At 73.4% G+C, this 14,447-nt stretch carries 13 protein-coding genes and 1 pseudogene; 10 read left to right on the top strand and 4 right to left on the bottom strand.

Translation table 11 applies throughout. From position 1 onward, the window contains the following. Window positions 1-84 precede the first annotated feature (84 nt). Window positions 85-711: a nitroreductase family protein gene (locus tag EDD40_RS10855; protein WP_246038309.1), complete on the top strand. Its 627-nt coding sequence runs from the start codon at window positions 85-87 to the stop codon at window positions 709-711. 51 nt (window positions 712-762) lie between these two features. Here the strand turns inward: EDD40_RS10855 and EDD40_RS10850 are convergent, their stop codons facing one another. Both EDD40_RS10850 and pnuC read right to left on the bottom strand, forming a co-directional pair. Further along, window positions 763-1,848: an AAA family ATPase gene (locus tag EDD40_RS10850; protein WP_123742791.1), complete on the bottom strand. Its 1,086-nt coding sequence runs from the start codon at window positions 1,846-1,848 to the stop codon at window positions 763-765. After that, on the bottom strand, window positions 1,845-2,486 hold the full coding sequence (gene pnuC, locus EDD40_RS10845; RefSeq protein WP_211348140.1) for a nicotinamide riboside transporter PnuC: 642 nt from the start codon (window positions 2,484-2,486) through the stop codon (window positions 1,845-1,847). Before pnuC ends, EDD40_RS10850 begins: the two co-directional genes overlap by 4 nt. A 46-nt stretch (window positions 2,487-2,532) precedes the next feature. On the opposite strand from pnuC, the gene EDD40_RS10840 reads away from it, so the two are divergent. Together EDD40_RS10840 and EDD40_RS10835 are read left to right on the top strand one after the other, a co-directional pair. After that, window positions 2,533-4,437 carry an intein-containing Rv2578c family radical SAM protein gene (locus EDD40_RS10840; RefSeq protein WP_211348139.1) on the top strand — a complete coding sequence of 635 codons (1,905 nt, stop codon included), beginning with the start codon at window positions 2,533-2,535 and terminating at the stop codon, window positions 4,435-4,437. 15 nt (window positions 4,438-4,452) lie between these two features. Next, entirely contained in the window at window positions 4,453-5,103 is a 651-nt protein-coding gene (locus tag EDD40_RS10835; RefSeq protein ID WP_123742790.1) for an NAD-dependent epimerase/dehydratase family protein, read from the top strand. On the opposite strand, the gene EDD40_RS10830 is transcribed toward EDD40_RS10835, so the two are convergent. Next, complete coding sequence (locus tag EDD40_RS10830; protein ID WP_246037592.1) at window positions 5,090-6,502, bottom strand: FAD-binding oxidoreductase; 1,413 nt, start codon at window positions 6,500-6,502, stop codon at window positions 5,090-5,092. The genes EDD40_RS10835 and EDD40_RS10830 overlap by 14 nt on opposite strands. A 170-nt stretch (window positions 6,503-6,672) precedes the next feature. After that, window positions 6,673-7,458, bottom strand: a complete 786-nt coding sequence (locus EDD40_RS10825; protein WP_123747933.1) for an SDR family oxidoreductase — start codon at window positions 7,456-7,458, stop codon at window positions 6,673-6,675. Between the two features lie 108 nt (window positions 7,459-7,566). Between EDD40_RS10825 and EDD40_RS10820 the strand changes: the two genes are divergently transcribed. From EDD40_RS10820 to EDD40_RS10790, 7 genes and pseudogenes are all read left to right on the top strand, one after another. Then, the gene (locus EDD40_RS10820) at window positions 7,567-8,154 is read left to right on the top strand and encodes a TetR/AcrR family transcriptional regulator (protein ID WP_123742789.1); all 588 of its coding nucleotides are present in this window, start codon (window positions 7,567-7,569) and stop codon (window positions 8,152-8,154) included. Between the two features lie 79 nt (window positions 8,155-8,233). Continuing rightward, complete coding sequence (locus EDD40_RS10815) at window positions 8,234-8,635, top strand: nuclear transport factor 2 family protein (RefSeq protein ID WP_211348138.1); 402 nt, start codon at window positions 8,234-8,236, stop codon at window positions 8,633-8,635. 117 nt (window positions 8,636-8,752) lie between these two features. Next, window positions 8,753-9,367, top strand: coding sequence for a TetR/AcrR family transcriptional regulator (locus EDD40_RS10810; protein ID WP_123742787.1), 615 nt, complete (start codon window positions 8,753-8,755; stop codon window positions 9,365-9,367). After that, window positions 9,364-10,116: a TIGR03084 family metal-binding protein gene (locus EDD40_RS10805; protein ID WP_123742786.1), complete on the top strand. Its 753-nt coding sequence runs from the start codon at window positions 9,364-9,366 to the stop codon at window positions 10,114-10,116. Before EDD40_RS10810 ends, EDD40_RS10805 begins: the two co-directional genes overlap by 4 nt. A gap of 56 nt (window positions 10,117-10,172) precedes the next feature. Further along, window positions 10,173-11,701, top strand: a pseudogene (locus tag EDD40_RS10800) (acyclic terpene utilization AtuA family protein). Continuing rightward, complete coding sequence (locus EDD40_RS10795; protein WP_123742785.1) at window positions 11,698-12,852, top strand: acyl-CoA dehydrogenase family protein; 1,155 nt, start codon at window positions 11,698-11,700, stop codon at window positions 12,850-12,852. The pseudogene EDD40_RS10800 and the gene EDD40_RS10795 overlap by 4 nt, the downstream one beginning before the upstream one ends. Continuing rightward, window positions 12,849-14,444, top strand: coding sequence for an acyl-CoA carboxylase subunit beta (locus tag EDD40_RS10790; protein WP_123742784.1), 1,596 nt, complete (start codon window positions 12,849-12,851; stop codon window positions 14,442-14,444). The genes EDD40_RS10795 and EDD40_RS10790 overlap by 4 nt, the downstream gene beginning before the upstream one ends. Window positions 14,445-14,447 lie beyond the last annotated feature (3 nt).

The raw sequence follows: 14,447 nt of genomic DNA, 5'->3' as shown, positions 1-14,447 counted from the left end.
GGGTGCCACGCTCGCCGCGTGACCACGAACTGGACACCCATCCACGGCCGGTCCTTCGAGCCGGTCCCGTACCGACCGGCCAGGATGCCGGTCGACGAGTCCCTGCGCACGGCCGCCGACCTGCGTGCCCGCATGAGGGACCGCCGCACGGTGCGCATGTTCTCCTCCGACCCGGTTCCCGACCAGGTGGTGCGCGACGCCATCGAGGTCGCCTCCACCGCGCCCAGCGGCGCCCACCAGCAACCCTGGACGTTCGTGCTCGTCAAGGACCCCGCGGTGCGTCGCCGCATCCGCGAGGCCGCCGAGCACGAGGAACGCGTCTCCTACGGGGGCAGGCTCGGCGACGAGTGGCTGGACGCGCTGCGCCCGCTCGGCACCGACGACGTCAAGCCGCACCTGACCGACGCGCCGGAGCTGGTCGTCGTGTTCCAGCAGCGGTACTACCTGGAGCCCGGCGGGGGCCGGCGCAAGCACTACTACGTGGACGAGTCGGTCGGCATCGCGGTCGGGATGCTGCTGACCGCCCTGCACCTGTCCGGGCTCGCCGCGCTGACCCACACGCCGTCGCCGATGAAGTTCCTCGGCGACGTGCTGGGCCGCCCGCGCAACGAGAAGGCGTTCGCGGTGATCCCGATCGGCTACCCGGCCGACGACTGCGTGGTGCCGAACCTGGTCCGCAAGTCCCTGGACCAAGTCCTCACCACCATCTGAGCGGAATCCCGCGCCACCCCACCTCGCCCACCGCCCACCTCGCCCACCGCCTCACGTCACCGGCGTCAGAGGATCAGCGAACCGGAAGTGCGCCGCCACCGCTTCCTCGCACGCCGCCAGCGCCTGCCGCAGCCGCTGCTCCGGCGACCCCGTCACCAGCCGCCACGGCACGCCCCTCCCCGCCAACCCGACCCGGAACAGGTCCGTCATCCACGGCCGCAGGTGCTCACCGTCCCGCCACCCGTCCTGCTCGAACGGCACGCCGACGTGATCGGTCAGCAGGTACAGGGCGGGCCGGTGGGCGTCCGGCGCGATGTCCGTGCGCGGCGCGCCGAGGTACCGGTGGCCCCACACGGTCGCCGCCCACGAGTCGTTGTCGCACACCAGGATCGGCCCGTCGACCGCCGCGTCGGCCAGCTCCTGCTGCCTGCGCGCCACGTCCTGGAAGTCGCCGACCGTCCACACCAGACCGTCGATGCCCGCGCCGGGGTCGAACGCCCGTGCGGCGGCCAGCTTCAGCTCGGTGTGCTCCCGCCCGTACTCGGGCACCCACGGTGCGCCCAACGCCTCCGCCAACTGCCGCGACAGCGTCGTCGTGCCCGTGCTCTCGGCCCCTACCACCACGATCCGCGCGCACAGCCCGACCTGGGTGGCCCGCCCGAGCCGGCCCCACTGCCCGCGCGGATCGGCCCGCACCGCCGTCCCCGACACGGGAACGGCGCCGCGGTCGAGGTCCACCAGCACGTGCCGGGCGCCCAGCCGCTTGGCCATCTCGTCGCCGTAGCGCTCGCTGGAGAACACCGCGTCGACCGCCGCGGACGCCGGGTCGCCGTCCAGGATGGCCCGCCGCGCGAGCACCGCCCGCGCCACGCCCATGTGCAGTTCCCACACCGCGTCGCTGTGGAAGTCCATCTCGTGGTCGTCCACGTCGCCGAGCACGACGAGACCGGGCGTGCCCGCGTGCTCGGCGCGCAGCCACGACACGCGGTCGGCGACCGGAATGGACTCCGCGCCCGATGCCAACACGGTCACGGTCGTGCGTCGGCTCCGCGCGGCGGCCGTGCGGATGAGATGGTGGTGGCCGGCGTGCGGGGGGTAGAACTTGCCGAGCACCAGCGCGTGGTCGAAGTCGGTCACGCGGGCACCGACTCGTCCTGGCGCAACGCCTTCGTCCAGTTGTGCAGGCCGAGCACGCACAGAGCCATGAAGCCGACGTAGAGGATCGCGGTCAGCCACAGGTCTTTGTAGGCGTACAAAGGAACGTAGATCACGTCCGCGGCGATCCACAGCCACCAGCACTCGACCTTCTTGCGGGTCTGGCCCCACGTGGCCAGCAGGGAGAGCACGGTGGTCACGGAGTCCGCCCACGGCACGGTCGAGTTGCTGACCGAGGTGAGCACCCACACCAGCAGCAGGGTGCCCGCCACGCCGGCCGCGAGCAGCCACCACCACTGCTCGCGCGTGGTCCGGCTGACCGGCAGCGGGGTGTGCTCGACGCCGCCGCGCAGCCAGGCCCACCAGCCGTACAGCGCGAGCACCACGTAGACGACCTGGAGGCCGGAGTCCGCGTAGAGGCCGCTGGTCGCGAACAACACGAGGAAGGCGAGGTTGTTGAGGATGCCGATCGGCCAGTTGAGCGCGTTCTGCCGGGCCACCAGCCAGACGCAGAGCGCGCCGGTCACGAAACCGGCCACCTCGCCCCAGCTCGTGGGGGCGCCGGCGAAGGTGAACGCGGCGTTGTTGAAGGGCCACAGGATGACGTCCAGCACAGACACGGGCACTCCGATTGACCGTTGTTCGAACACGTGTTCGAATGTGGACATGCGATGGGACGGGCAGAAGGACGGGGCGGACCGGCAGCAGGCTCTGCCGGGGTTGCCGGGGCTGGTGCGCAGCGTACGAACTCCCGACTTCGCCGACGTCGTGTTCCACGAGGTGAACGCCAAGTCCGTGCTCAACAAAGTGCCTGGCGGCGGTCTCCCGTTCGGCTGGACGGTCAATCCTTACCGAGGGTGCACGCACGGTTGCACGTACTGCCTGACGGGTGACACGCCGGTGCTGCTGGCGAACGGCCGCACCAAGCCCATCGCCGACCTGGCCGTCGGCGAGGAGGTGTTCGGCACGTCGCAGGGCCGGTTCGCGGTGACCCGCGTGCAGGCGCACTGGAAGACCTCCAAGCCCGCCTACCGGGTCACGTTGAGCGACGGCACGCAGGTCGTGGCGGGCGGCGACCACCGGTTCCTCACCGACGAGGGCTGGAAGCACGTCACACCCGGCCGGTGTGACGACTTCGAGGAGCGGCCGTTCCTGGTCAAGGGTTCCCGGCTGGTCGGGACGGGCCGGTTCGCCACGCCGCCCGCGCAGGGCGGGGAGTACCGCGTGGGCTACCTGTGGGGCGCGGTGCGCGGCGGCCTGCCCAGCGACCCGGACGTGCTGCGCCGCGTGCGCGACTTCGCCGGCGGCGGGGTGCCGCGCGAGAGCGAGCTGGTGGACCGACCGGTCGAGCCGGGGGAGGAGTGGTCGAAGGGCTTCCTGGCGGGCCTGTTCGACGGGCGGGGCAGCTCCAGCGGCGGCGAGCTGGTGATGTCCAGTTCGGACAGCGCGGTGTTCGAGGCGGCGGTGCTGGCGCTGATGCGGCTGCGCGTGCCGCACGTGGTCGAGGTGCGCGGGGTGCGGATCACCGGCGGGCTGGCCGAGCGGTTGCGGTTCCTGCACCTGGTCGGCCCGGCGGTCCCGCGCGGCAACGCCGTGGAGGGCGTGGCGGTGCCCGCGACGCCCGACCTGGCGGTGGTGTCGGTGGAGTCGCTGGGCGTGACGCGGACGTTGTACGACATCACCACCGGCACCGGCGACTTCGTGGCCAACGGCCTGGTCAGCCACAACTGCTTCGCCCGCAACACGCACACCTACCTCGACCTCGACGCCGGGCACGACTTCGACACCCAGGTCGTGGTGAAGGTCAACGCGGTCGCGGTGCTCGAAGGCCAGTTGCGGTCCAAGCGGTGGCGGCGCGAGCACGTGGCGATGGGCACGAACACCGACCCGTACCAGCGGGCCGAGGGCCGGTACGCGTTGATGCCGGGCATCATCCGGGCGCTGGCCGACTCCGGCACGCCGTTCTCGATCCTCACCAAGGGGACGGTGCTGTCGCGGGACATCCCGCTGTTGGCGCGGGCGGCGACCTCGGTGCCGGTGGGCATCGGGGTGTCGTTGGCGTTGCTGGACCGCGAGCTGCAGTCCGGGTTGGAACCGGGCACGCCCAGCCCGCAGGCGAGGCTGGAGCTGGTGCGCCGCGTCCGGGACGCCGGGTTGCCGTGCGGGGTGTTCGTCGCGCCCGTGCTGCCCCGGCTGACCGACTCGGTGGAGCAGCTGGACGAGCTGCTGGCCTCGATCGCCGAGGCGGGCGCCACGGGCGTGACGGTCCTGCCGCTGCACCTGCGGCCGGGCGCGCGCGAGTGGTTCGCCCGGTGGCTGGCGCGCGAGCGGCCGGACCTGGTCGACGTCTACCGGCGGCTGTACGCGCGCGGGTCCTATGTGGACGTCCGGTACCGGCGGTGGCTGGCGGAGCGCCTCCAGCCGTTGCTGCGGCGGCACGGCCTGGACGCGCGCGGCGGCCGCGACGCGGTCGGCGTGCCGGGCGACGACGAGGGCGTGTGGCCCGAAGGCAGCCTGCCCGCCTCGACCCCGACCGCCCCGGTCGTGCAGGAGCAGCTGACCCTCCTCTAGAGCTACGCTCGCCGCATGAAGGTGATCGTGTTCGGCGCCACCGGCATGGTGGGGCAGGGCGTGCTGCGCGAGTGCCTGCTCGACCCGGACGTGACGGCCGTGCTCGCGGTGGGCCGCGGCGGCACCGGCGTGTCCGACCCGAAGCTGACCGAGCTGGCCCACCGGGACTTCACCGACTTCACCGGGGTGGCCGACCGGCTCACCGGTTACGACGCGTGCTTCTACTGCCTGGGCGTGTCGTCCGTCGGCAGGCCGCCGGGCGAGTACGAGCACATCACCTACGACTACACGCTGGCCGCCGCCCGCGCGCTCGCCGAGGTGAACCCGGGGTCGACGTTCGTCTACGTCTCCGGCGCGGGCACCGACCCGCACGGCCGCGCCAGGTGGGCGAGGGTCAAGGGCCGCACCGAGGACGACGTGATCGCCCTGCCGCTGCAGGGGTACGCGTTCCGGCCCGGCTTCATCCAGCCGCTGCACGGCGTCAAGTCGAAGGTCCGCTGGTACCGGGGCCTGTACGCGGTGGCGCGGCGGCTGTACCCGGTGCTGTCCCGACTGCTGCCCGGGCACACCACGACCACCGAGCAGCTCGGTCGGGCGATGCTGGCGGTGGCGAAGCGCGGCGCGCCCGTCCGACGCCTGGGCAGCGTCGGGATCAACGCCCTCTGACCGCCTGCGGGAACCGCAGCACGCGGTCCGGGTCGTAGCGGCGGGCGACGGCGCGCAGCCGGGGCAGGTTGTGCCGGTAGGCCGTCTCCGCCCAGTCCTCCTGCTCCGGGTCCAGGTAGTTGATGTAGGTGCCGGCGCCGATCAGGCCCGCCAGCTCCGCCTGCGCGTCGTCCACCTCCCGGGTGACCTGCTCGGGCGGCAGGTCGCCGACGGTGCCGAAGACCTCGACGGACGTCGGCGCGCCGCGGTGGGGGTAGGCCGTGTCGGTGGGGCCGAGCCGGTCGATCGCGCCACCGAGCGCGCCCACGATGAGCAGCGCGCTGTCCTTGTCCCGCACCGTGCCGGCCACGGCCGCCGGGTCGTCCCACAGGCCGTCCGCGATGCGTGAGGACGCGCGGAAGGCGTTGCGGGGCGGGTGGCCCTGGGTCATGATCGCCGTCGCGGTCGGGTAGTCGACCTCGGCGTGCTCGAGCGGCGCGTCCAGGCCCAGGCGGGCCAGTTCCGCGAGCAGCGGTCCTCCTGGTCCGGTCGAGCAGCCGGTGAGGTCGACCGACCCGTCGGGCAGGACCACGCAGGTGCTGGACACGTGGTCGGGCGCGCCGGCGCTCCACGGCTGCCACGCGCCGAGCACGTCGGCCGCCGACCCGGCCGGGAACCGCAGCCGGAACACGGTGAGCACCTCCGGCGCGGGCGCGGTGGCGAACTCGAAGGACGTGACCACGCCGAAGTTGCCGCCACCGCCTCCGCACAACGCCCAGAACAGGTCGGGTTCGCGGTCCGCCGAGGCGGTGACCCGGCGGCTGTCGACGGTGACCACGCGGGCGGCCCGCAGCCAGTCGCACGTGAGGCCGTACGCGCGGTCCACCCAGCCGAGGCCGCCGCCCAGGGTGAGGCCGGCGATGCCGACCGACGGGCAGTTGCCCAGCGGCAGGCACCGGCCGGCCGCCGCCAGCGCCGCGTAGACGTCGCCGAGGCGTGCGCCCGCGCCGATCACGGCGGTGCCGTCGGACCGCACCTCGACGCCGTTCATCGGCCCGAGGTCGACCACCAGGCCGTCGTGCGGGGTCGAGTAGGCGGCGTAGCTGTGCCCGCCGCCGCGCGCCGCCACCCGGACCCCGCCGCGCCGGGCCTCCTCCAGGCACCGCTGCACGTCCTCCACGCGCACGCAGCGGGCGATCGCGGCCGGCCTGTGGTGGTCGAACAGCGAGTTGAACGGCAGCCGCGCGGCGTCGTAGCCGCCGTCGCCGGGGAGCAGCAGCTCGCCGGCCAGGTGGGCGCGCAACCGCGCCCACCTCCCGGGCCCGGCTGCCGCCGCCGGTGCGCCGCCCGCGGCCACCGCGCCGCCCGCGGCCACCGCCGCGCCCGTCCACCGCAACACGTCCCGCCGCGACACCGCCACTGCGACCTCCTCGTCGGCCCTCGTCGGCCCGCACCCATCGAACAAGGCGGCCGATCACCGCGGCACCGCTGTTCGGACCGCTGCCGGCACCGCCGCGGGGGAACCGCCGCAGGGGAGCCGCCGAGGACGAGCCGCCGGGGTCGGACCGTCGAGGGCCGGCCGAACGCCGGCTACGCGGCCTTGAGGGTGCCGCCGTCGATGACGTAGTCCGCCCCGGTGATCCAGGACGCCTCGTCGGACACCAGGAACGCCACCAGGTTGGCGATGTCCTCCGGCGTGCCGGTGCGACCCATCGGGATGCCGCCGATCAGCTCGACCAACGCGGCGCGGGCGGCGTCGTGGTCGCCGCTCGCGCTCGCGGCGAGGTCGCCGATCACCGCGGCCACCGCCGAGGTCTCGGTCATGCCGGGGGAGACCCGGTTCACCCGCACGCCCCGGGCGGCCACCTGCTCGGCCAGTCCCTTGCTGTAGTTCGACAGCGCCGCCTTGGCGGCCGAGTAGTGCAGCAGCGGGCCGACGGGCACGTGCGCGGAGGACGACGAGATGTGGATGATCACGCCCGAGCCGCGCTCGACCATCCCCGGCAGGATCGCGCGGTCGAGCCGGACCGCGCCGAGCAGGTTCGTCTCCAGGACCTCCTGCCACGCCTTGTCGTCGATGTCGCCGTAGCCGCCGGGCTTCGCCTGACCGCCGCCGGCGTTGTCCACCAGGATGTCCACCCCGCCGAGCTGCCTGACCGCCTCGTCGGCCAGTCGCGGCGCGGAGTCCGGGTCGGCCGCGTCCGCGGTGGTGAAGAGCACCCCTGCCGGCAGTTCCGCGTCGCCGGCCGAACGGGCCGTGGTCAGCACGACCGCGCCCTCGGCGGCCAGTTTCCGCACGATCCCCGCACCGATGCCCCGCGTGCCGCCGGTGACGAGCGCACGCCGTCCGGCCAGCCTGCCCAAGTTATTTACCATGAGGTACACAATTGGGGTTTTGTACCGAACGGTCAAGAACGTGTGGCGGCCCTCACCAGGCCCGATCGAGTACCGTGCGGACAAGGGCTGGAGCGAGGTGATGGGTCGATGGCCGGCGGTCGTCCGCGTGAGTTCGACGTCGACGAGGCACTGGACCAGGCCGTGCGCGTCTTCTGGCGGCGCGGCTACGAGGGCGCGGCCCTGTCGGACCTGACCGAGGCGATGGGCATCAACCGCCCCAGCCTGTACGCGGCCTTCGGCAACAAGGAATCGCTGTTCCGCAAGGCGTTGCAGCACTACACCGACCGCAAGGCGGTCCACGTGCGGGACGCGCTCGACCGGCCGACCGCCCGGGCCGCCGCCGAGCGCATGTTGCGCGGGGCGGTCGAGGTGTCGACCACGCCCGGCTGTCCCGCCGGTTGCCTGAGCCTGCAAGGCGGTCTCGCCATGGGCGCGGACGCCGAGGCGACCCGCGAGCGGCTCGCCGACTGGCGGCGCGACGGCGAGGCCGGGCTCCGGGACCGCTTCGCGCGGGCCCAGGCCGAGGGCGACCTCCCCGCCGGGGCGGACGCGGCGGACCTGGCGAAGTTCGTGGTGCTGGTCGCGCAGGGGATCTCGGTGCAGGCGGCGGACGGCGTCGACGCCGAGCGGCTGCACCGGATGGTCGACCTCGCCCTGGCCGCCTGGCCCGCCTGACCTGCGCCGCCACTCCCGTGAACGCCTCTCGGCGGTTGAGCGCGGTCGTCGCCGTACAGCGTACGGTACAATGTACGACATGAGTGCTGTGCCGGGTAGTGGAGCGGGGTTCGTGCCGACCGACGAAGACGTGGCGGGCGTGCTCGCGTGGTTCGAGAAGTGGGACGCCCTGGCCGAGGCCAAGGACGTCGAGGCGATGGCCGACATGGCGCTGTTCCCGGTCAACGCGGTGACCGACGGGTCGGCGCAGTCGTGGGACCGGGCGCGGTTCCTCGCCGACATGGGGGCCACGCTCGGCGACGGCGACGTGCGGATGGAGTCGGTCCGGACCCCGGTGTTCGTCACCGCGGACCTGGTGTTCGTGATCACCGACGCGACCATCACCGCCGGTGAGTTCTCCCAGGTCGTGCGGTACGGCGACCTGCTGGTGAAGACCGGCGGCACGTGGCTGTTCCAGACCATGGTCCAGGGCGGCTGGTAGTCGGGAGGGGAGTGCCCACGCCGCGCCCGCCCCGGACCGGTCCGGGGCGGGCGCGTTCGTCGCCCAACTAACAATCAGTCTTGACTGTTTGTTAGTTGGGGCGCGACACTCGGCCGCATGTCCACCGAAACCGGGCAGCGGGACACCAGGCGCCAGGCCGACCGCAGCCGCGAGACCCGGCGCAAGCTCATGGAGGCCACGGTCGAGTGCCTGGTCGAGCGCGGCTGGGCGGGCACGACGACGACCGAGGTGGCCGAACGCGCCGGCGTGTCCCGCGGCGCCCAGCTGCACCACTTCCGCACCCGCGGCGAGCTGGTCGCCGCCGCGGTCGAGCACCTCGGCGCGGAGAGCGTCCTCGACCTGAAGGAGCGCGCGAGCCGGGTCAACGGCAGCACGGTCGCCGTGGTCGAGCTGATCGCCGACTTCTACGCCAGCGACCTGTTCACCGCCGCGCTGGAGCTGTGGGTCGCCGCGCGCACCGACCCCGACCTCAAGACCGTGGTGGTGCCGCTGGAGGTCCGCCTCGGCCGCGAGACGCACCGCCTCGCCGTCGAGCTGCTGGGCGCCGACGAGGCCAAGCCGGGCGTCCGGGAGACGGTGCAGCTCACCCTGGACCTGGTGCGCGGCCTCGCGCTGGCCAACCAGCTCACCGACGACGGCAAGCGGCGCAGCCGCATCGTCCGGCACTGGGCGCGGGTGCTGGAGGAACTCCTCGAAGGGCAGGCACCGTGATCACCGAACTCCTGGACGACCTGCGGGCCGAGAGCCGGGTGCTGGACGACCTGGTCGCGCCGCTCGACGACTGGACCGTCCCGACGCCCGCCGAGGGGTGGACGATCGCCAACCAGATCAGCCACCTGCGCTGGACCGACCGGGTGGCCGCGCTCGCCGCCCGCGACCCGGGGGCCTTCGCCGAGGCGTTGAGGGGCGCCAGTCCGGACGCGGTGGACGAGGGCGCGCGGGAGCCGGTCACGCTGGCGCAGTGGCTGGCGGGCCGCGTCGAGCTGGCCGAAGCCCTCGCGGCGCTGCCGCCGGGCGTCAAGATGCCGTGGTTCGGTCCGCCGATGAGCGCGACGTCCATGGCCACCGCCCGGCTGATGGAGACGTGGGCGCACGGCCAGGACGTGGCCGACGCGCTCGGCGTCACCCGCGAGCCCACCCACCGCCTCAGGCACGTCGCGCACATCGCGGTCCGCACGTTCGGCTGGTCGTTCGTGGTCAACGGGCTGACCGCGCCGCGGGTCCCGGTCCGGGTGGAGCTGGTCGCGCCGGACGGCGAGGCGTGGACGTGGGGCCCGGAGGACGCCCAGGACCGGATCACCGGTCCCGCCCTGGACTTCTGCCTGCTCGCCACCCAGCGGCGGCACCGCGACGACCTGGACGTCACCGTGGTCGGCGAGGCCGCGGGCGCCTGGGCGCCGATCGCGCAGGCGTTCGCCGGCGCTCCCGGCACGGGCCGTGCTCCCCGGCGGCGGCCGTGATCCGCATCGGCAACGCCTCGGGCTTCTACGGCGACCGGTTCTCCGCCGTCCGCGAGATGCTGACCGGCGGCGAACTCGACGTCCTCACCGGCGACTACCTGGCCGAGCTCACCATGCTCATCCTGGGCCGCGACCGCGTGAAGGACGCCCACCTCGGCTACGCCCGCACGTTCCTGCGCCAGCTGGAGGAGAACCTGGCCGACGCGCTGGCCCGGGGCGTCAAGATCGTCTCCAACGCGGGCGGGCTGAACCCGGAGGGGCTGGCCGAGGCGATCGACCGGCTCGGGCTCGGCGCGAAGGTCGCCCACGTGACCGGCGACGACGTGCGCGAGCGGTTCCCGGAGGCGTTGACCGCCAACGCCTACCTCGGCGCGTGGGGCATCGCCGAGTGCCTGGCCGCCGGGGCGGACGTCGTGGTCACCGGCCGGGTCACCGACGCGTCGCTGGTCGTCGGGCCGGCCGCCGCGCACTTCGGCTGGGGTCGGGAGGACTTCGACGCGCTGGCGGGCGCGACGGTCGCCGGCCACGTGCTGGAGTGCGGCACGCAGGCCACCGGCGGCAACTACTCGTTCTTCACCTCGATCGACGCGGCCAGGCCCGGTTTCCCGATCGCGGAGGTCGAGGCGGACGGCTCGTCGCTCATCACCAAGCACGACGGCACGGGCGGCGCGGTCACCGTCGACACCGTCACCGCGCAGCTGCTCTACGAGATCGGCGCGCCCGCCTACCTCGGACCGGACGTGGTCAGCCACTTCGACACGATCCGGCTCGACCCGCACGAGCGGGGCGTGCGGATCTCGGGGGTGAGGGGCTCCGCGCCGCCGGACACGCTCAAGGTCTGCCTCAACGCCCTGGGCGGGTTCCGCAACTCCACCACGTTCGTGCTGACCGGGCTGGACGTCGAGGCCAAGGCGGACCTGGTCCGGCGCCAGCTGGAGTCGGCGATCGGGCCCGCGGACCTGACGTGGACGCTGGCCCGGACCGATCACGCCGACGCGGCCACCGAGGAGACGGCGAGCGCGCTGCTGCACGTGACCGTCAAGACGGCGGACCCGAAGCGGGCCAAGGCGTTCTCGCGGGCGGGGATCGAGCTGGCGCTGGCGTCGTACCCCGGGTTCCACGTCACCGCGCCGCCCGGCGACGGCACGCCGTTCGGCGTCTACCGGGCCGCGTACGTGCCGCGGTCGTCGGTGCCGCACCGGGCCGTGCTGCCGGACGGGAAGGTGGTCGAGGTATGAGCGTTTCCCCGAAGAAGGTTTCCCCGAAGAGAATTCCACTGGGTCTGGTCGCCGGAGCGCGCTCGGGGGACAAGGGCGGTGACGCCAACCTCGGCGTGTGGGTCCGCACGGACGCGCAGTACGAGTGGCTGCGGGCGGAACTCACCGTCGAACGGCTGAAGGAGCTGCTGCCGGAGGCGGGCGAGGTCGACCGGCACGAGCTGCCGAACCTGCGCGCGCTGAACTTCGTGCTGCACGGCCTGCTCGGTGACGGCGTGGCGTCGTCCACCCGCTTCGACCCGCAGGCCAAGGGGTTGGGCGAGTGGCTGCGCTCCCGGCACGTGGAGATCCCGGAGGCGCTGCTGTGACGACCACGTCGGAGTTGTTCGACACGCCCGAGCGGCGTGACCTGCGCGCGGTGGTGCGGAAGTTCACCGAGCGGGAGGTCGTGCCGCACCTGTCCGACTGGGAGCGCGCCGGCGAGCTGCCCCGGTCGCTGCACCGCGCGGCGGCGGAGATCGGGTTGCTCGGCCTCGGGTTCCCCGAGGCCGTCGGCGGCGCGGGCGACCTGCTGGACACCGTCGTGGCCACCGAGGAGCTGATCCAGGCCGGCGGGTCGTCCGGGCTGGTCGCGGGGCTGCTCACGCACGGCATCGCGGTGCCGCACATCGTGGACTCCGGCGACGCGTCGTTGATCGACCGGTTCGTGCGGCCGACGTTGGCGGGCGAGCTGATCGGGGCGCTCGCCATCACCGAACCGGGTGGTGGTTCGGACGTGGCGGCCCTGCGCACCACGGCCCGTCGCGACGGTGACCACTACGTGGTGAACGGGACGAAGGCGTTCATCACCTCGGGTGGCCGGGCGGACTTCGTGACGACGGCCGTGCGCACCGGCGGGCCGGGCTACCAGGGCATCAGCCTGCTGGTGGTCGAGAAGGGCACGCCGGGGTTCGCGGTGGACCGGCGGCTGGAGAAGATGGGCTGGCACTGCTCCGACACCGCCGAGCTGTCCTTCGTGGACGCCCGGGTGCCGGTGGCGAACCTGGTCGGCGTCGAGCACGCCGGGTTCGCGCTGGTCATGCGGCAGTTCCAGGTGGAGCGGATCTCGCTGGCCGTGCAGGCCTACGCCACCGCCCAGCGGTGTCTCGACCTGGCGTTGACCCACGCGCGGCGGCGCGAGACGTTCGGCAAGCCGCTCATCGCGCGGCAGGTGGTCCGGCACCGGCTGGTGGAGATGGCGCAGCGCGTCGACCTCGTCCGCGCGTACACGCGGGAGGTGGCGGTGAAGGTGCTGGCCGGCGAGGAGGTCGTGGCGCAGGTGTGCTTCGCGAAGAACGCGGCCGTGGAGGCGTGCTCGTTCGTCGTGGACGCGGCGGTGCAGCTGCACGGCGGCGCGGGCTACCTCCGCGGGGTCGAGGTCGAGCGGCACTACCGGGACGCGCGGATCCTCGGCATCGGGGGCGGCGCGACCGAGGTGATGACGGAGCTGGCGGCACGGCGATTGGGGTACACGGCATGAGTGTGTTGCGCACGGCGGTGGACCGCCGGTCGCCGGGGTACGCCGAGAACCGGGAGGCGTTGCTGGCCCGGATCGCCGAGCTGGACGTCGAGCAGGCCAAGGCGTTGGCGGGCGGCGGGCCGAAGTACACCGAGCGGCACCACCGGCGCGGCAAGCTGCTGGCCCGCGAGCGGATCGAGCTGCTGGTGGACCCGGACAGCCCGTTCCTGGAGCTGTCGCCGCTGGCCGCGTGGGGCACCGACTACCCCGTGGGCGCGAGCGTGGTCACCGGGATCGGGGTGGTCGAGGGCGTCGAGTGCGTCATCGTGGCCAACGACCCGACCGTGCGGGGCGGCGCGAGCAACCCGTGGACGTTGCGCAAGACGTTCCGGGCCAACGACATCGCCCTGCAGAACCGGCTGCCGCTGATCGGGCTGGTCGAGTCCGGCGGCGCGGACCTGCCGAGCCAGAGCGAGATCTTCATCCCGGGCGGTCGGGCGTTCCGGGACCTGACCCGGCTGTCGGCGGCGGGCATCCCGACGATCAGCGCGGTGTTCGGCAACGCGACCGCCGGCGGGGCGTACGTGCCGGGCATGTCGGACTACGTGGTGATGATCAAGGACCGCTCGAAGGTGTTCCTCGGCGGGCCGCCGCTGGTGAAGATGGCCACGGGCGAGGAGTCCGACGACGAGTCGCTCGGCGGCGCGCGGATGCACGGCACGACGTCCGGGCTGGCCGACTTCGTGGCCGAGGACGAGGTGGACGCGCTCCGGCTGACCCGCCGCGTGGTGGCCCGGCTCAACTGGCGCAAGCGCGGTCCCGCGCCGAAGGCCGTCGAGCCGCCGCGGCACGACGAGGAGGACCTGCTCGGGCTGGTGCCGGCGGACCTGCGCGTCCCGTTCGACCCGCGCGAGGTGATCGCCCGGATCGTGGACGGGTCGCGGTTCGACGAGTTCAAGCCCGACTACGGCGGCAGCCTCGTGACGGGGTGGGCCGACCTGCACGGGTACCCGATCGGGGTGCTGGCCAACGCGCGCGGCGTGCTGTTCAGCGAAGAGGCGCAGAAGGCCGCGCAGTTCATCCAGCTGGCGAACGCGAGCGACACGCCGCTGCTGTTCCTGCAGAACACGACCGGGTACATGGTCGGCGCGCGGTACGAGCAGGGCGGGATCATCAAGCACGGCGCGATGATGATCAACGCCGTGTCGAACAGCCGCGTGCCCCACCTGACCGTGGTGATGGGCGCGTCGTACGGCGCGGGCAACTACGGCATGTGCGGTCGGGCCTACGACCCGAGGTTCCTGTTCACCTGGCCGAACGCCAAGTCGGCCGTGATGGGCCCGAAGCAGCTGGCCGGGGTGCTGTCGATCGTGGCCCGCCAGGCGGCCGCCGCGAAGGGCCAGGACTACCGCGAGGAGCACGACGCGGCCATGCGCGAGATGGTCGAGGGCCAGATCGAGCAGCAGTCCCTGGCCGCCTTCCTGTCCGGCCGCCTCTACGACGACGGCGTGATCGACCCCCGCGACACCCGCACCGTGCTGGGCCTGTGCCTGTCGGCCATCCACAGCGGACCGGTCGAGGGCGCGGACCGCTACGGCGTCTTCCGGATGTGAGGG

The sequence above is a fragment of the Saccharothrix texasensis genome, assembly GCF_003752005.1.
Lineage (GTDB): Bacteria > Actinomycetota > Actinomycetes > Mycobacteriales > Pseudonocardiaceae > Actinosynnema > Actinosynnema texasense.
This window is presented reverse-complemented; position numbering and strand designations above follow the sequence as displayed.